The 17,080-nt window shown below is 62.8% G+C and carries 18 protein-coding genes; 9 read left to right on the top strand and 9 right to left on the bottom strand.

Annotation, left to right across the window (positions count from 1 at the left end; genetic code table 11):
• Position 1: 1 nt before the first annotated feature.
• Both hisC and O6760_RS08215 read right to left on the bottom strand, forming a co-directional pair.
• On the bottom strand, positions 2-1,135 hold the full coding sequence (gene hisC / locus O6760_RS08220; RefSeq protein ID WP_269585000.1) for a histidinol-phosphate transaminase: 1,134 nt from the start codon (positions 1,133-1,135) through the stop codon (positions 2-4).
• A complete protein-coding gene (locus tag O6760_RS08215) occupies positions 1,132-1,998 on the bottom strand; it encodes a chorismate mutase (RefSeq protein ID WP_269584999.1) in 867 nt (288 codons plus the stop codon). Before O6760_RS08215 ends, hisC begins: the two co-directional genes overlap by 4 nt.
• Before the next feature lie 180 nt (positions 1,999-2,178).
• Here O6760_RS08215 and metX point away from each other — a divergent pair, with 180 nt between their 5' ends.
• Together metX and metW are read left to right on the top strand one after the other, a co-directional pair.
• Positions 2,179-3,381 (top strand): homoserine O-acetyltransferase MetX, encoded by a 1,203-nt coding sequence (gene metX / locus O6760_RS08210; protein ID WP_269584998.1) that lies wholly within the window; start codon positions 2,179-2,181, stop codon positions 3,379-3,381.
• A gap of 1 nt (position 3,382) precedes the next feature.
• The gene (gene metW / locus O6760_RS08205) at positions 3,383-4,015 is read left to right on the top strand and encodes a methionine biosynthesis protein MetW (RefSeq protein WP_269584997.1); all 633 of its coding nucleotides are present in this window, start codon (positions 3,383-3,385) and stop codon (positions 4,013-4,015) included.
• 186 nt (positions 4,016-4,201) lie between these two features.
• On the opposite strand, the gene O6760_RS08200 is transcribed toward metW, so the two are convergent.
• Positions 4,202-4,978 (bottom strand): class I SAM-dependent methyltransferase, encoded by a 777-nt coding sequence (locus O6760_RS08200; RefSeq protein ID WP_269584996.1) that lies wholly within the window; start codon positions 4,976-4,978, stop codon positions 4,202-4,204.
• Between the two features lie 137 nt (positions 4,979-5,115).
• Here O6760_RS08200 and gloB point away from each other — a divergent pair, with 137 nt between their 5' ends.
• From gloB to O6760_RS08180, 4 genes are all read left to right on the top strand, one after another.
• Entirely contained in the window at positions 5,116-5,898 is a 783-nt protein-coding gene (gene gloB / locus O6760_RS08195) for a hydroxyacylglutathione hydrolase (RefSeq protein WP_269584995.1), read from the top strand.
• A 119-nt stretch (positions 5,899-6,017) separates the two neighbouring features.
• Positions 6,018-6,233 carry a hypothetical protein gene (locus tag O6760_RS08190; RefSeq protein WP_269584994.1) on the top strand — a complete coding sequence of 72 codons (216 nt, stop codon included), beginning with the start codon at positions 6,018-6,020 and terminating at the stop codon, positions 6,231-6,233.
• A 47-nt stretch (positions 6,234-6,280) separates the two neighbouring features.
• Positions 6,281-6,724, top strand: coding sequence for a cupin domain-containing protein (locus O6760_RS08185; protein ID WP_269584993.1), 444 nt, complete (start codon positions 6,281-6,283; stop codon positions 6,722-6,724).
• Complete coding sequence (locus tag O6760_RS08180; protein WP_269584992.1) at positions 6,721-7,155, top strand: hypothetical protein; 435 nt, start codon at positions 6,721-6,723, stop codon at positions 7,153-7,155. The genes O6760_RS08185 and O6760_RS08180 overlap by 4 nt, the downstream gene beginning before the upstream one ends.
• A gap of 191 nt (positions 7,156-7,346) precedes the next feature.
• Here the strand turns inward: O6760_RS08180 and O6760_RS08175 are convergent, their stop codons facing one another.
• Complete coding sequence (locus tag O6760_RS08175) at positions 7,347-7,964, bottom strand: FMN-dependent NADH-azoreductase (protein ID WP_269584991.1); 618 nt, start codon at positions 7,962-7,964, stop codon at positions 7,347-7,349.
• A gap of 146 nt (positions 7,965-8,110) precedes the next feature.
• Between O6760_RS08175 and O6760_RS08170 the strand changes: the two genes are divergently transcribed.
• Entirely contained in the window at positions 8,111-8,728 is a 618-nt protein-coding gene (locus O6760_RS08170) for a CGNR zinc finger domain-containing protein (protein ID WP_269584990.1), read from the top strand.
• A gap of 24 nt (positions 8,729-8,752) precedes the next feature.
• Here the strand turns inward: O6760_RS08170 and ftsY are convergent, their stop codons facing one another.
• From ftsY to dapF, 3 genes are all read right to left on the bottom strand, one after another.
• Positions 8,753-10,072: a signal recognition particle-docking protein FtsY gene (ftsY, locus tag O6760_RS08165; RefSeq protein WP_269584989.1), complete on the bottom strand. Its 1,320-nt coding sequence runs from the start codon at positions 10,070-10,072 to the stop codon at positions 8,753-8,755.
• 244 nt (positions 10,073-10,316) lie between these two features.
• A complete protein-coding gene (gene mtaB, locus O6760_RS08160) occupies positions 10,317-11,585 on the bottom strand; it encodes a tRNA (N(6)-L-threonylcarbamoyladenosine(37)-C(2))-methylthiotransferase MtaB (RefSeq protein ID WP_269584988.1) in 1,269 nt (422 codons plus the stop codon).
• Positions 11,582-12,493 carry a diaminopimelate epimerase gene (gene dapF / locus O6760_RS08155; protein ID WP_269584987.1) on the bottom strand — a complete coding sequence of 304 codons (912 nt, stop codon included), beginning with the start codon at positions 12,491-12,493 and terminating at the stop codon, positions 11,582-11,584. The genes mtaB and dapF overlap by 4 nt, the downstream gene beginning before the upstream one ends.
• Before the next feature lie 318 nt (positions 12,494-12,811).
• Here dapF and O6760_RS08150 point away from each other — a divergent pair, with 318 nt between their 5' ends.
• Complete coding sequence (locus tag O6760_RS08150; RefSeq protein WP_269584986.1) at positions 12,812-14,710, top strand: flavin monoamine oxidase family protein; 1,899 nt, start codon at positions 12,812-12,814, stop codon at positions 14,708-14,710.
• Between the two features lie 73 nt (positions 14,711-14,783).
• Here O6760_RS08150 and ypfJ read toward each other — a convergent pair whose 3' ends face one another.
• Positions 14,784-15,671: a KPN_02809 family neutral zinc metallopeptidase gene (gene ypfJ, locus O6760_RS08145; protein ID WP_269584985.1), complete on the bottom strand. Its 888-nt coding sequence runs from the start codon at positions 15,669-15,671 to the stop codon at positions 14,784-14,786.
• Positions 15,672-15,888: 217 nt separating this feature from the next.
• Between ypfJ and O6760_RS08140 the strand changes: the two genes are divergently transcribed.
• Complete coding sequence (locus O6760_RS08140; protein ID WP_269584984.1) at positions 15,889-16,374, top strand: hypothetical protein; 486 nt, start codon at positions 15,889-15,891, stop codon at positions 16,372-16,374.
• A 39-nt stretch (positions 16,375-16,413) separates the two neighbouring features.
• Here O6760_RS08140 and O6760_RS08135 read toward each other — a convergent pair whose 3' ends face one another.
• The gene (locus O6760_RS08135) at positions 16,414-16,953 is read right to left on the bottom strand and encodes a L,D-transpeptidase family protein (protein ID WP_269584983.1); all 540 of its coding nucleotides are present in this window, start codon (positions 16,951-16,953) and stop codon (positions 16,414-16,416) included.
• Positions 16,954-17,080: the final 127 nt, after the last annotated feature.

Genomic DNA, 17,080 nt, shown 5'->3' with positions numbered 1-17,080 from the left:
TTTAGTTCTTTTCGAAAAAGTCTTTCAGATGGCCGATCACGGTCCGGTTGGCATCTTCGGAGCCGACGGTCATGCGGATCGCGTTGGGCAGGCCGTAATTGCCGACCAGACGCAGAACGCAGCCGCGCTCCAGCAGGTAGGCATCGGCATCCTTCGCGCGCTTGCCGTCCTCGTCCGGAAAATGCACCAGCACGAAATTGCCGACGCTCGGTGTCACCTTGAGGCCGAGTTTTTCCAGCTCCCCGGTCACGAAGGGCAGCCATGTTTCATTGTGCTCGACAGACTTCGCGACAAAGTCGCGGTCCCGGACGGCAGCCGTTCCGGCGGCAATCGCCATGCCGTTCATGTTGAACGGGCCGCGGATGCGGTTGAGCGCATCGATGACATGCGCCGGGCCGAAACCCCAGCCCAGCCGGAGATTGGCGAGACCGTAGATCTTGGAGAAGGTCCGGGTCATGATGACGTTTTCGCTCGTCGCCGCCAGCTCGATGCCGCTTTCATAGTCGTTGCGGCGGACATATTCCGCGTAGGCCGCATCCAGCACCAGCAGCACATGCGGCGGCAGCCCCTGATGCAGGCGGCGGACCTCCTCGAAGGGCAGGTAGGTGCCGGTCGGATTGTTCGGATTGGCGACGAACACCATTTTCGTCCTGTCGGTCACCCGTGCGAGGATGGCGTCCACATCCGTGGTCAGGTCCTTTTCCGGCGCGATCACCGGCGTCGCCCCGGCCGCGCGGATGGCGATGTCATAGACCAGGAAACCGTGCTCGGAATAGATCGCCTCGTCGCCAGGGCCGAGATAGGCATAGGCGATCAGGCTCAGGACTTCGTCGGACCCGGCGCCGCAGATGATCCGGTCGGGATTGAGCCCGTAGACCTCGCCGATCGCATTCCGCAATTCCGTGGCGGCCCCGTCCGGATAGAGTTCCAGGTTCTGCGCCACGGCCTCGATGGCGGCTTTCGCGGCAGAGCTGGTGCCCAGCGGCGTCTCGTTCGAGGAGAGCTTGTGGACGGTCTTGCCGTGGGAGCCCTTCGACTTGCCCGGAACATAAGGGGCAATGTCCAGAACGCCCGGCTTCGGCTGCGGGCGGTTTTGGGTCTCGTCGGCCTGTGTCACTGCGCTCATCTCGTTCATTCCTGAGGCTCCTCGTCCTCGCCAGCAAAACTGTCTTCCGGATCGCCGTCAATCGGTGCGGCGTAACCGCCGACACGTCTCAGCACGTCGGGCTCCGCTCCGGCGGCGCTGCAGGCAACCCGGACATCTTCCTCGCTCAGGTCCCCGGAAATCGCCAGCAGCGCATCGACGCCGCTTGCGGAGCGGAAGAAACTGAGCACCTCGATGCCCTGGTCCATCAGCCTGACCGGCAGAATATCGGACCAGCGGGCGTCATAGACCGCCACGTCGGCGTTGTCGATCATGCTGTCCGCTTTCGACAGCACCAGGGCCGGCAGGTCGGCCGGTCGTTCGTCGAGAACGACAAAGGGCAGGCGCGCCCGGACCAGGGCGCCGGCCTCGCTGAGGCCGCGCCACCACGGCAGTTCCGCCCGGTCGGTCAGGGCAACCAGGCCGAGATCGCCGTCAGACGCCGTCACGGCGCCGACGACATCGGCCGCATCCGCGGCCGGGACGAGTTCCACGGAGAAGCCGAAATAGAACCGGGCAAGGTCAAGCATCTCGATCAGCTCGGCGCTGCCGTCCAGGTGAACCGCCGCATCCGCCTGCAGGCTGGTGCAGGCACTGATGAGATCGCGCCAGAGATGTTCGACCGTTGCAAGCGGCAGCTCGCCGCGATGGCGTTCGACCATCTGGCGCATCATGTCCGCATCCCGGTCCGGGTGAAACAGGGCCGCGCCCTCGCCCGCCGCACGGCGGGCAGCCAGGATGCCCGCCTCGGCCTGGGCACGTTCCATCAAGGCTTCGTGAATGCGTTTGTCGATCTCGTCGACGCGCTCCCGAAGATCCTCCAGCGACAGTCCGCTGCCGGGCAATTGAGACATCACGTTTTTCCGGTTTTCTTAAAGGGTCGGCGGCGCATAGTCATAGGCATGTGATGGCGCAAACGCAAAAGAAAACGTTGACTCGGCGCGTTCCGCACGGCTACCTCGCCAGTCTGGCCTTGTGCAGTGCCACAGGATGCCGGACACCCGCCGGGGACGTACACGCAAACTCTGAAAGCCATGTCCGCAGACACACCCAGTACCGCCACACCGGAAGATCTGAAGGCGAGCGAGGCCGTTTCGCCCTCGAGCAAGCTCGCCAGGTTTCCTGCCGAAGAGCCTCTGGAACTCGATTCCGGAGCCCGGCTGGGCCCGTGGCAGATCGCTTACGAGACCTACGGGACGCTCAACGCCGACAAGACCAATGCGGTGGTGGTCTGTCACGCCCTCACGGGCGACCAATACGTGGCCTCGACCAATCCGGTGACCGGCAAGCCCGGCTGGTGGAGCCTGATGGTCGGTCCGGGACGACCCATCGACACCAACCACTATTTTGTTGTCTGCGCCAACGTCCTGGGCGGCTGCCTCGGCACCACCGGGCCGGCGACGATCAATCCGGAGACCGGCAAGGCCTACGGGCTCGACATGCCGGTGGTCACCATTCGCGACATGGTCCGCGCCCAGGCGCGCCTGGTTGATCACCTGGGCATCGACACGCTGTTTGCCGTGATCGGCGGTTCCATGGGCGGCATGCAGGTGCTGCAATGGGCTGTCAGCTATCCCGAACGGGTCTTCGCCGCGGTGCCGATTGCCGCGGCAGCGCGGCACACGTCCCAGAACATTGCGTTCCACGAAGTCGGCCGCCAGGCGATCATGGCGGATCCGAACTGGCGTGGCGGCAATTACATCGAGGAAGGCGTCCGCCCCACCAAGGGTCTGGCGGTTGCCCGCATGGCGGCCCATGTCACCTACATGTCCGACGAATCGCTGCATCAGAAATTCGGCCGCAACCTGCAGGACCGCGAGCGCAAGACCTTCGGGTTCGACGCGGACTTCCAGATCGAAAGCTACCTGCGCCACCAGGGCATGACATTTGTCGACCGTTTCGACGCCAATTCCTATCTCTATGTCACCCGCGCCATGGACTATTTCGACGTGGCAGAGGAATTCGGCGGCACCCTCGCCAATGCCTTCCAGAACACGGACACGCGCTTCTGCGTCATGTCGTTCACCTCGGACTGGCTGTTCCCGACCTCGGAAAGCCGGCGGGTGGTCAAGGCGCTGAACGCGGCCGCCGCGAACGTCTCCTTTGTCGAGATCGAGAGCGACCGCGGCCACGATTCGTTCCTGCTGGATGTCCCGGAGATGTTCGACACCATTCACGGCTTCATCACCGGCGCCGCGCATGCCCGCGGCATTCCGGCTCCGGGCGAGGAGGCCTGAGATGAACCTTGCTCCCACTCAGACCCGTCCCGGTGAAGTGCGCGGCGACCACAAGGTGGTGGCTGAACTGGTACCCGAAGGCGCACGCGTGCTCGACATCGGCTCCGCGGACGGCGAGCTGCTCGATCTTCTGGTGCGCGAGCGCAATGTCGACGGGCGCGGCATAGAACTGTCCCAGGAAGGCGTGAACCGCTGTGTCGCCCGGGGCCTGTCCGTCATCCAGGGCGATGCCGACACCGACCTGGCCGACTATCCCGACCGGGCCTTCGACGTCGCCATTCTCAGCCAGACGCTGCAGGCGACACGGGCACCGAAAGAGGTGATGAGCGAGCTTCTGCGTATCGGCAAGCATGTGGTCGTGTCGCTGCCGAACTTCGCCCATTGGCGCAACCGCGCCCAGCTCCTGTTCCGCGGCCGCATGCCGGTGACCAAGTACCTTCCCTATGAATGGTACGACACGCCCAACATCCATTTCTGCTCCCTGCGCGACTTTGTCGACCTGTGCCGGGAACTGGATGCCGATGTCGAAAAGGCCATTGCTCTCAGCGCCAAGGGCAACAAGATCCCCGTCAACGCCCCCTGGTGGGTCTGGAACATCGTCGCCGAACAGGCGGTTTTCCTGCTGAAACGGTAGAAAGTAAACCGCACCGCCGTCATTCCGGACAAGCGCAGCGAAAGCTGCGTGCCGATCCGGAATCCAGCGGATCCTCGTGAGCGAAGCGAACTCCAAATGAACGGCGCGCCTTCGGCGCGAATGATGTCTGGATTCCGGATCAGCGTTCGGCGTTGCCTCACTTGTCCGGAATGACGGCAGATGGGATTATCTCGCGTCCACCCGCCGGTGCACGGAGCGGACGGGTTTCAGGCCCGTGGCGACGCCTTCGGGGATGAAGACCGGGCGCAGCACCCGCAGCCGGCTTTTCTGGCCGCCCGACGGCAGGCTCTGGAAGACGACCTTTTCCGCCTCGACCACCAGGATGCCGCCAAAGACCGGCCAGATGCGCCGGCCGATGCTTTCCCAGGTCCGGGCCGCGCGCAGGATCGCACGCTTGCGCGAGGGCGGCATGAACAGGGCTTCTCTGTCGTCCAGGACGTTGAACTGGCAGCTCTTCAGCAGGTCCTTGAGCTGGCCGCCCGAATAGGGCCGGCCATAGCCGAAGGGAGAGAGTTCCGACTGTGCCCACAATCCGCGCCGGTTGGGCACGACCGCGATCAGCCGTCCCCCGGGTGCAAGCACCCGCCAGGCCTCCCTCAGGAGAGCCGCCGGGTCGGAGCAGTGGTCAAGCGCATGGACCAGCATGACACGGTCGAAATAGGCGTCCGGCAAAGGCAGGTCGTCGTCTTCCACGAGGACGCTGGTGCTGTCGCGTTCCCGCGGCCAGGGCACGGCGCCCTGGGGGGCGGGCATGGCCGCGATAGCGCGTTCGGCACTGTCCAGATAAGGCCGCATGAACGGGCCGGCATAGCCGATGCCGAGCACGCTCTTGCCATCCATGTCCGGCCACATCTTGCGGATCGGCGCCCCGATCAGGCTGCGCAGCAGCCGTCCGAGCGGTAAATCGTAAAATGCGCGCAGATGGACGACGTCGAGATACATTCCGGCCGGCTCGGTGAGTTCTGGGATCTGGATTGAACATGGATCAAGCCATCAGCGCAAGATCTCTTGCCTTGCCCTTGAAGGTGCTCTTTGCCACTTTACGTTTCGAGAAGCCATCCCCGAAACGGAGCCCGCCCATGGCCTTGCGCGACACCACCGAAATTCACCAGTTCCCCTGCCTCGACGACAATTTCGGCGTGCTTGTGCACGATTCGCAGACCGGAACCACCATTGCCGTCGACGTTCCCAGTGCCGCCGCCTATGAGCAGGCGCTGAAGCAAACCGGCTGGACGCTCAGCCATATCCTGATCACGCACCACCACTGGGACCACGTCCAGGGCCTGGGGGAGCTGAAACAGAAAACCGGCGCCACGGTGATCGGGCCCGAACGCTCCCGCCAGAAGATCGCCGAGTTCGACCAGACCGTGGAGGACGATGACGACGTTCTGTGCGGTCCCTACGAGGTCAAGGCCATCGCCACGCCCGGGCACACGCTTGACCAGATCTCCTGGTACATTCCCTCGATCGGTGTTGCCCATACCGGCGACACGCTGTTTTCGCTCGGCTGCGGCCGGGTCTTCGAGGGTGACAAGGAAATGATGTGGTCGTCGCTTTCCAAGCTGCTGCGCAAGCTGCCGGACGACACCACGATCTATTGCGGTCACGAATATACCCAGGCCAATGCCCGCTTCTCGCTCACAATCGAACCGGACAATGCCGATCTGAAGGCCCGGGCGGAAGAAGTCGCCGCCTTGCGTGCAAGCGGCAAACCGACCCTGCCGACCACCATGGCCCGGGAAAAGGCGACCAATCCATTCCTGCGCGCCGGGGAAGCATCAGTTGCCGCCGCGCTTGGAATGGAGGGCAAGCCGGCCGCGGAGATATTTGCCGAAATCCGCACCCGCAAGGACAACGCCTGAAACCGCTGCGCAAACGCTGGGGTTGCAGAGTTTTTTCAGGCTTTCTGCGCCCCGCGCCTTAAAACCGGCGGAACCTGCCCCCATATGCACGTCATCGTGATCATGAAGGGGCAGACGCCATGACACCAGCCAGTTCCGAAGCCCATCTCGCGCGTTCCGCCGAGCAGCGCGCCAAGGATGTTGTCCACCGGATCGTCAGCCAGGCCGAGGCAATCCCGGTCCATCAGGGCGGCGGCCACAAGCTCGACATGCAGGTGCTCTACGAGGAAGTGGTTGCGGCCTTGCGCGAAACCATCGATGATCTTGCCTTCTGCTCCGGGACGAAGCCCTCCTGACAGCCTCCTTCCCGGCGCTCAACGCATCAGCCGAGCCGGGGACCGCAATGACCGTTTCTCCCGACCTGACAGCCGATCAGGTCGTCTCTCTCCTGAACATGCAGCCGCATCCGGAAGGCGGCTATTATGCCGAAACCTTCCGTGACAGCGTCACGGATGACAGCGGCCGCGCGGCGTCCACGCTGATCTATTTCCTGCTTCCCGAAGGTGTTCTTTCCCGCTGGCACAAGGTCGATGCGGTCGAAACCTGGCACTGGTACGCCGGTGCACCGCTGGAACTGTCCATCAGTTCCGACGGTTCTTCAAAGGACGTCCTCACCCTGGGCAATGACCTCCTTTCCGGTCAGCGCCCCCAAGGCATCGTACCGCGCGACGGCTGGCAGCAGGCCCGCTCGCTCGGCGCCTGGACGCTGGTCGGCTGCACCGTTGCGCCGGGCTTTCAGTTCGAAGGGTTCGTGATGGCACCGGAGGACTGGGAGCCGGGGCCGTGATCGGCCTCCTGTTCAGAAAACGGATTTTCACGGGCTATGCCGCCAGCGCCCTGGTGGCCAGCCTCACGCTGCACATCGTGATCAACACCCTGTCGGGCGGCGGCGACGGAGGTCTCAGCCTGAACATGGTCGTCTACCTGGTCCTGCTGATGTTCGTGACGCTCTACACGATGGTGCCGTCGCTCCTGTTCATTGCCTATTGCGAAAAACGGACGATCCGCAGCGCCGTCTTCTACGTGCTCTTTTCCGCCGCGCTGGCCTTCGTGGGACTGCCGGTCATGTTCCTCAATGTCGATTGGGAAATCTTCAAGACCGCGCTGATCTTCACCCCAGCCGGGATCGTCTCCGGCCTTGTCTACTGGTCGCTCGCCGGCCGGCTCGCCGGCGACGACGCCAGGCTCCTGAAGGCCCAGATCGAGGCATTCGACTGAAACCTGCATGGCTTCGGCTCAGGTCAGCCCTTTTATCGCGCCCGTGAATTGTGACCGGCTCCGGACCGACCGGCCTTCGCGGACGAAGAGGATGTTCGCCGCAGGTTCCGGCGGTCATCGGCGAGCGGAAGTCCGATCGGCTGGTTTGGCGGCCGCCTTGATCTGCGACCGCCTTCCGGGTTCGAAACCCTTTATGCCGCCGCGCGGGCGCGCTCCAGAGCGCGCTCCAGATCGCCTGCCGGGTTCCCGGTCAGGATGCTCGGCTGGTGGCGGGTCTCGACAACGTTCTCAATTCCGACCAGTCCGAACCACCAGTCCATGTATGTCGAATGAAAGTCAGCGCCGTATTTCTTGTCCGCTCCGGGGGCAAAAACGCCTGAAGAATAAAATACATTGGCCGTCTTGTTTTCCAAAAGCCCGAAATAGCCGCGTTCCGGCTCGAATCCGAACAGCAGGCCCGGTTGGGTGATGACGTCGATATAATGCTTGAGCTTGTAGGGTATGCCCCCATTCCACATGGGAATGTTGAAGACATATTCGTCCGCATCGATGAAACGCTGCGTAACCGCGACGATCTGATCCCAAGCGCTTTGCGCCGAGGGCGTCATGGTGCCGACGCCGAAGAATGACAGCTTGGCCGCGTTCTTGTCGCCGTCAAAATCGGGCAAATGCTCTTTCCAAAGATCCAGAACATCGATTTCAAGCCCGGGTGCCCTCGATTTGCGCTGCTGCAGATAGGCATTTGCAAGCGATGCCGACTGGGATTTCTCTCCACGCGGTGACGCATTTATGTGCAGAAGTCTGGTCATTCCGTTGGTCTCCGTTAGCATAGCCGGAAGCCATCTTCCGGTAACCACTATTAATCATTTTTGACGGTTACGCACAATCCTGATAACCGTCAAAATCACTTATTGACGGTTTCATTTTCGCGTGAAGTCTCCTCAGGAACAGTCTTATGCCGCACGATTTGCCGCCGCCCATTCTGCTTGCCGACCACACGGCGCTGGACTTTCTGAATTCGGTCGGCGCGCCAAACGGTGAAGACATCGAATGGCTTGGAACCGGAGAGGACCTGATCACATGGCTGGAGACAACGGGCCTGATCAGCGCTGACCAGGCGCGATCGTGCCTCAGGGACGTGCAAATGCGCGACCTGGATGCCGCCGCACGTGACGCGGTCGCCTTACGCGAATGGTTTCGGGACTTCCTTGCCGATCAAATCCATCGGACCACCTGGGATTTCGACGACGCGGACGTCGAACCGGTCAACCGGATACTGAGGCGAGGAAACTATGTTTTCCAACTGAGCAGCGGCAAAGGCGATCCGGAGCTGAAAGGCTCCGCCGTCATAGAGCACGCCGGGGATCTGCTGTTTCCAATCGCTCTGGAAATCGCGGATTTCCTGTCAACGGCGAAGCATCAGGACACACACATCTGTGCCGGGGAGACCTGCACATTCTGGTTCGTGGACCTGACAAAGAACAAGAAACGGCGCTGGTGCGACATGAAAATCTGCGGCAACCGCGCCAAGGTGACGGCCTTCAGATCGCGACGGGCCGGAAAGAAAAGCTGATCCCCGTTTAAATTCCGCGTGGTATCAGGCCAGCCCGGCAATCGCGCTGGCGAAATCCTTCGCCGAGAACGGTTCGAGATCGGCAACACCTTCGCCGACGCCGATGAAATGCACCGGCATGCCGTGCTTGGCGGCGATCGCGACAAGAATGCCGCCGCGGGCGGTGCCGTCGAGCTTGGTCATCACCAGGCCGGTCACGCCGGCGACCTTGCCGAAGATCTCGACCTGGTTGAGCGCGTTCTGGCCGGTGGTGGCATCCAGCGTCAGCAGAACCGTGTGCGGGGCCTCCGGATCGTGCTTCCGGATCACGCGGATGACCTTTTCCAGCTCATCCATCAGCTCCGCCCTGTTCTGCAGGCGGCCTGCCGTATCGATCAGGAGAACGTCGACGGCCTTGTCCTTCGCCTCTTTCATCGCGTCGAAGGCGAGGCCGGCGGCATCCGCGCCGGTATCGCGGGCGATCACCTCCGCGCCGGTGCGCTCGCCCCAGATCTTCAACTGCTCGACAGCGGCTGCCCGGAACGTGTCGCCGGCGGCCAGCATCACCGACTTGCCCTCGGAGCGCAGCTTCTGGCTGAGCTTGCCGATGGTGGTGGTCTTGCCGGTGCCGTTGACGCCGACCATCAGCACCACGTGCGGTTTCTTGCCGGTGTCGAGATCGAGCGGCTTCGCCACCGGCTCCAGAACCTTCTCGACTTCCTCCGACAGGATCGAGCGGACTTCCTCCGGCGAGATTTCCTTGTCGTAGCGGCCGTCGGACAGACGCTCGGTGATCGCCATCGCCGTGTCGACGCCGAGATCGGCCTGGATCAGCACGTCCTCCAGCTCCTCCAGCATGGAGGCGTCCAGCTTGCGCTTGGTGAAGATGGAGGAAATGCCTTCGGTCAGCGAGGCAGACGACCGGGACAGGCCCTGTTTCAGGCGCTGGAACCAGGACTGTTTCGGTTCTTCCGGCGCCGGAGCGGGCGTAGGATCTGCCACCGGTGCCGGAGGCGGCGGGGACGGCACCACTTCAGCCGGTTCGGTAACCTGCTCCGCGCCCGGCTCCTCGCCCGTCACATCGGTCGGCAGGGACTCTTCGGGGGCAACCGGTACAACCGGGGCGGAAAAATCGTCCACCAGGTCCGGACCGTCCGCGACGCTGAAGGGTTCCGCGGGCCGGCTCAGCGAGCCGGCCGGCGGAACTTCCATCTCGGTCTCAAGTTCCGGCGAACCGGGGTCCTCGCTCGGGGCAGGGGCCGCCTCGCTGGTCTCTACCGGACCAGCGGCGGTGTCCGCAGCATCTTCCGGCTTGTCCTTGCCGCCGAAGAGCCGTCCAAGAAACCCGCGCTTTTTCTCGCTCATGAACCCGCCTTAAAGATCTGTCCGTCATTGCATCGCGCCACCACCGGCGAGACCACACCTAATGCCTCATCCTGAGGAAGCGCGTGAGCGCTGTCTTGAAGGATGGGCCGCTTGCTCCGAGTATGCCGCCCATCCTTCGAGACGGACCTTCGGTCCTCCTCAGGATGACGACAATTGTCTGGTTTTAGCCCAGTCCGACGCATTTCACAGGACAGCCTATTCAAGCTACATCGAAAACCGCCGCTCAGGCGGCCCTGGAAAGGGCTTCGCCCAGAAGATGACGCCCGGTATGGCCGATAATTTTCGTTTCGACAATCTCTCCGGCAGAACCGCCCGTCAGTTCGACCTGGGTGAACTGCTCCGTCCGGCCAAGACCTTCCTTCTCGATCAGCACGGGCCGGATGCCGCCGACCTCCGCCGCCAGATGACGTCCCAGCGCCTCTTCCCCCTTTGCCCTGAGCCGCGCGCCGCGGTCCTTGACGACCTGGCGCGGAAGCTGCGGCATGCGCGCCGCCGGTGTGCCCGGGCGCGGCGAAAACGGGAAGACATGCAGATGGGTGAGACCGCATTCGTCGACGATCTTCAGCGAATTTTCGAACATCTCTTCGGTTTCGGTCGGGAAGCCGGCGATGATGTCGGCGCCGAAGACCACGTCCGGGCGCATCCGGCGCACCTCTTCGCAGAACCGGATCGTGTCGGCGCGCAAGTGCCGCCGCTTCATCCGCTTCAGGATCATGTCGTCGCCCGCCTGCAGGGACAGGTGGAAATGCGGCATCAGCCGCTCGTCCTCTGCAATCACCCGCATCAGGTCGTCGTCGGCCTCGATGCTGTCGATCGACGACAGGCGCAGGCGTTTCAGTTCCGGCACCATCTTCAGGATCTTGGCCGTCAGGGTGCCCAGTTTCGGCATTCCCGGCAGATCCGCGCCATAGGAGGTGATATCGACACCGGTCAGCACGATCTCGTTGTAGCCGTTGTCGACAAGACGCCTGATCTGGTCGGTGACCACACCCATCGGCACGGAGCGGGAATTGCCGCGGCCATAGGGAATGATGCAGAAGGTGCAGCGGTGGTCGCAGCCGTTCTGGACCTGGACAAAGGCGCGGGCGCGCCCGGTCAGGCCGTCGATCAGGTGACCGGCGGTTTCCTCGACACTCATGATGTCGTTGACGCGCACCTTCTCGGATTCCGAAATGCCGAAGGCGGCGACATCGGCATAGGACTTGCGCTCCAGCTTCTCGGTGTTGCCGAGCACAAGGTCGACCTCGTCCATCGACGAAAAGGTGTCGGCCTCGGTCTGGGCGGCACAGCCGGTGACGATCACACGCGCGTCCGGGTTGTCGCGCTTGGCCTTGCGCACGGCCTGGCGCGCCTGGCGGACCGCCTCGTTGGTGACCGCGCAGGTGTTGATCAGGATGGCGTCCTTGAGGCCCGCAGCCTCCGCTTCGCGCTTCATCACCTCCGACTCGTAGGAATTGAGCCGGCAGCCGAAGGTTACGACATCGACGCTCATGACGCGGCTCCGGCCTCCAGCGGCGCGTCGCCTGCGCCGGTCTTGCGCCAGGCCAGCGTATCCAGATCGATCTCGCCCTCGAATTCCACTTCCGTCAGGCCGGTCATCAGCACATGGCCGTCGCTCTCGCGCCACTCGATGCCGATCGGGCCGCCGGGCAGGTGAATGGTGGTCTTGCGGCCGGTCCTGCCGTCGCGTGCCGCGGCAACGCCGACGGCACAGGCGGCCGTGCCGCAGGCAAGCGTCAGGCCGACACCACGCTCCCAGACCTTCACCCGGATCTGGTCCTTGTCGAAGATATGGGCCAGCGAGATATTGGCGCATTCGGGGAAAATCGGATGTGTTTCCAGAAGCGGCCCGATCCGCTCAAGATCATAGGCCTCGACATCGTCGACCCAGAAGATCGCATGCGGATTTCCCATGTTGACGGCAGCGGGCGTGTGCAGGATCGGGTCGTCGATCGGGCCGATTTGCAACTCGATGGCGCGCGTGTCGGCAAATTCCTCGGCGAGCGGGATCTGGTCCCATTCAAGACGCGGCGCACCCATGTCGACCGTAACACTGCGCGGCCCGGCGGCATCGAAGGCATGCAGCAGGCCTGCCGCGGTCTCGATGGTCACCAGATCCTTGCCGGCCTCTTCCATCAGCAGGCGGCCGATACAACGGGTGGCATTGCCGCAAGCAGACACCTCACCACCATTCTGGTTGTGAATGCGCATGAAGGCGTCGACGCCGAGCGAAGACCGCTCCACGGTGATCATCTGGTCGAAGCCGATGCCGTTTTCCCGGTCGCCCAGCGCGGCGATGACATCCTTGCCAAGACGCAGCGGTTTTTCCCGCGCGTCCCAGACCACGAAGTCGTTGCCAAGGCCGTTCATCTTCAAAAAGGGTCTGGTTTCAGACGCCATACCGGGTGCACTTCTTGTTGAACTTGAGGAAAAGCGCCCGCCATCTTGCGGACATTGGTCCCTATATGGCGGAAATCATCGCAAATTACCAGTGGGGCAGGATGTCGGATCAGATATGCGTAAACGGCGAGCGTTCCGACGCCTTATGTCTCCGTGCTCGCTGCGGCTTCCTTGTCCGCTTGAGGACTTGGTGATGCAGGACAGGCGCCGGATGCAGCCACCCTTGACTCAACCTTTAGTAATTAATGCTTAATACGGCAACTGAGTTGACTTGGCCCGAGATTCTGGTCCCAATCGGTCGACTAGGAGGACCTCATCATGACTTCAGGCGTTTCCAGACGGCGTTTCCTGCAAGGTGCCACGGCTCTTGCGGGTGGGCTTGCCGCTCCTCCCCTGCTATCGGGGTTCTGGCAGGCCAGGGCGGGCTACCAGACGAGCCGCCCCGATCTTGGACCTGACTTCGGAAAAGGCAAGTCGGTCGCGATCCTCGGCGCCGGCGTCGCCGGATTGACCTCGGCCTATGTGCTGGCGAATTCCGGTTTCAAGGTCGCCGTCTTCGAGGCGGATGACCGCTATGGCGGACGCAGTCTGACGGCACGCCCCTCCGATGAGAAATACAAGGACTGGTGGTTCGCCAAATACAATCCCGACAAGCTGTTCCCGAAAATGTACGCCGACCGCTACCAGGAACGGTCCGGCAGCCCGGCGCCGCAGGAACAGGTTTGTACGTTCATGGATGACCTCTGGCAGGAGAGGGATTACCAAGGCGATCCGGTGGAGCTTTTCCTGAATGCGGGCCCGGGCCGCATTCCGTCAAATCACTTCAATCTCATTGCCCTGTGCCAGGAGATCGGCGTTGCGCTGGAACCCTATTTCTTCCAGTCCATGTCCAATGTTCTTCAGAGCGAGAAATTCAACGGCGGGCAGCCGGTCGCCATGGGTCAGGTCACATACAGCCTCTTTTCCGAAATGGCGGAGATGATGGCCAAGGTCAACATGGAGGCCTGCAAGCTCGGCGGCAACTCGGAAAAACAGATCGCCGAATTGATGCAGATCTTCGGGGATCTGAAACGCACCGACCCCAACGATCCCTGCAATCTGGTGATCGACGCCATGTCTTCGCGCATCGGTTACAGCGACGTGCCCGGCGGCTGGCGGGATGCGGGCGCATTGCGCAAGCGGCTCGGCCTTGAGTCCATTCTCGATTCCGGCTTCGTCGGGGACCCGGCGGCCAATCCGGAACTGTCTCCGGGATCCTTCCTCTTCAACAGCTACAATATCGACTGGCAGCCGAGCCTGATGCAGCCTGTCGGCGGCATGGACCGCATCTGGCAGCAATTGCTTCTGCAGGATGTGCAGGCGGATTCTCTCATATATGGCTCGGGCGATGTCCAGGGACAGACGCCGAAGGTCGGTGACCTCGTCTTCCTCAACACCGAAGTGACCGAAGTCTACGCGGACTCTGCCCGGACAGTTGTCGGTCTCAAGGGAGGCGATCATGGCCGCGAGTGGAACGACGGCAGGGAAGAGTTCGATTTCTGCATTTCCACCATGGCCCCGTCGCTGCTGAACGGCATCTTGAACAAGCAGCACATGCCCGCCGCGTTCCTTGCCGGGCTTGAGGCCTTCAGCGTAACAGGACATTGGCCGAACGATCCGACACCGGATCTCTGGACTCCCGCCATCAAGGTCGGCTGGCAGGGCAGGAACAGGTTCTGGGAAACGGAAGACGAGATCTATGGCGGCATTTCCTGGACGGACGATATCATCAGTCAGATCTGGTACCCGTCCGAGGATTTCACCGCCCACACGGGTGTCCTGACGGGTGCCTATAACCGGGGAACGGAGGCGGTCACCTTCGCCGCCTTCACCCAGGAGCAGCGCATCGATGCCGCCATCAACGGTCTCGGTCTCCTGCATCCAGGCAATGAGAAGGACATATATGTAGACCGCGGCATGACGATCGCGTGGCAATACATGCCGCATCAGGTCGGCGGATGGGCATCGGACACGGCAAAGGAAACGCCGGATGTCTATGAGCAGATCACGACCTTCTCGACCTCCCTGCCGTTTTTCTGCGCGGGGGACACGTGGAGCTACTGGCCGGGCTGGCAGGAAGGCTCGGTTTCATCGGCCTATTGCGCCATCTCCGCCATCGCTCTCATCATGGACCCGGGCAATCAGGGCTTCGCCGACAAGGCCTGCCATATCAAGTAGGCCGTCAGGGCCGTGACCCTGAGATCCACGCAGTTCCGTTCTCGCGACGGAACTGTCGTGTTCCTGCGCCTTCCTACAAATTCGACGCGTTGAACGTATCGCAGGCGTCCAGCTGCCCGGCCTGGAAACCCTTCTTGAACCAGCGCGCCCGTTGCGCCGAGGTGCCGTGGTTGAAGCTTTCCGGAACGATATAGCCCTGTGACCGGCGTTGCAGCGTGTCGTCGCCGATCCGGCTGGCGGCGTTGAGCGCCTCCTCGATATCGCCTTCCTCGACAAAGCCGCGTTGGCGGGCAGCATAATGCGCCCAGATGCCGGCGAAGCAGTCAGCCTGCAATTCGACCCGCACCGAGAGCGCATTGCCCTCCGCCTTGCCCATCGTACGCCTGGCCTTGTGAAACTCCGGCAGAATGCCAAGAACGTTCTGGATGTGATGGCCAACCTCATGGGCCAGCACATAGGCCTGGGCGAAATCTCCCGGCGCGTTCAATTGAGACGCCAGTTCCTTGTAGAATTCGAGATCGATATAGAGCTTGCTGTCGGCCCCGCAATAGAAAGGACCGGTCGCGGCGCTGGCATAGCCGCAGGCCGAGGACACCGAACCTGAAAACATCACCAGCGTCGGCTCCGGATAGGTGCCGCCGCCGTCCCGGAAGATCTCGCCCCAGGTGTTTTCCGTATCCGCCAGGATGACGGAAACGAACTGCGCGGTCTCGTCGTCGGCGGCGCTTCGTGGAGGCTGGCTGCCGGAGGAAGCCGGCGGGTAGCCGCCACCGTCGAGCTGACCGAGCAATGTCAGCGGGTTGACCCCGGTCAGCCAGGCAATGCCGAGCACAATCAGGATGCCGGTCAGGCCAAGCCCGCCACCGGCACGCACCCTGCGGCCGCGCGGCACACGCATGCCCCCGCCGCGCGAGCGCCTGTCATCGATATTGCTGCTGCCGCGGCGGCCTTTCCAGCGCATGCTTGTATTCCTTCTCAACGTCCCCCTTGCTGATACCAGAGTTATCCGGCCAGGCCTACGCTGTTGCAGTCATATGCCAGGGCCTGCCCAGCCACTCGACGCGCGAGGCAAGTGCCCCGCACCACTGGACGCAAAAAAAATGTGATGCCCGTTACAGTGGAGACGGGCCGCCACCTCTAGTCTTTGCGCTTGTGGGGCAGAAGAAAGGACTTTGTGAATGCCCGACGCAAACGCACAGCAAGCACAGCGCCTGATCGATTTCGCGACCCAGAGACTGGGCCGCGTCGAAGGCAATGGCCAATGCTGGACCCTTGTGGACAACGGATTCCAGCATGTCGGTTTCATCAAGCCGGCCTCCACCTATGAATGGGGACGCGTCGTCAGCAATCTTTCCGACGCCCGGCCCGGCGACGTTTTCCAGTTCACCCGGTTCGAGGTCACCACACGGGTCACGCAGCCGGACGGGAGCTGGCAGGAACAGACCCTGTCGCGAGGTGAGCCGCGGCACACCGCGATCCTGGAAAGCGTCAATGGCAACGTCGCCACGTTTCTGGAAAGCAATGTGACCGACGACCAGACCGTCAAGCGCAACGACATGGGCGTGCGGACCGCCACCACGACCGACGATGCCGGTGTCCGCACCTCGATCACGGTCAGCGGCAGCTTCATCATCTATCGGCCGCAGGTCGCGGCAAACCCATGATCCCGTTGATTGCCGCAAACAGGCCGACCTGTGCGGCACTCAGGCGCGGATCACCATTTCCGCGCCGGCGGTGATTGTCGACAGGATCAGCCGCATGTGCCGCGGCGCGACGGCCACACAGCCTTCCGTCGGGCGGTAGTCTTCCCGCGCGATATGGAAAAAGATCGCGCTGCCCTTGCCCCTGACCGCCGGCGACAGGTTGCAGTCGAGCACGACGACGATGTCGTAGAGCCGGTCGTCGCGCCACATTGTCTCGTGGCTCGCGGCAAAGGGCAGGTCGACCGGCCGGTTGTAACGCGGGCTGGCCGGATCATCGCACCAGCCGGCAGTCGGTGTCAGCGGCTCGATTGGAAGCAGCGTGCTGGGCGGCAATCCCCTGTCCGGCCGGTAATAGACATGCAGCAGGGCAAAGCGCCCCGACGGCGTGCCGCCGTCGCCTTCGCGCTTGCGCGTCACGATGCCGGATCTGCCGAGCGCACACGGAACCGTGATCTCGCCGATGCGCAGGACACCCTTTGTCCGGTCGCGGGCAAGCGCGTGAACCTCGAGCATATCCGTGGCTTTTTTGGCTGTTCCCATGATTTGCCTGTCCCCTGGCGCCGTCTCGTGCGAAGGTCTTGATAAACCACCCCTAAACCCCGCGTGAAGAAGAATTGACGCCGCACCGCTTGTATGGCGAGAATTTCACGCGCACATAGGGGCAGCA

The organism is Roseibium sp. Sym1 (assembly GCF_027359675.1).
Lineage (GTDB): Bacteria > Pseudomonadota > Alphaproteobacteria > Rhizobiales > Stappiaceae > Roseibium.
Note: the sequence above shows the minus strand (reverse complement) of the source record. Positions and strands in the feature narration are given on the sequence as shown.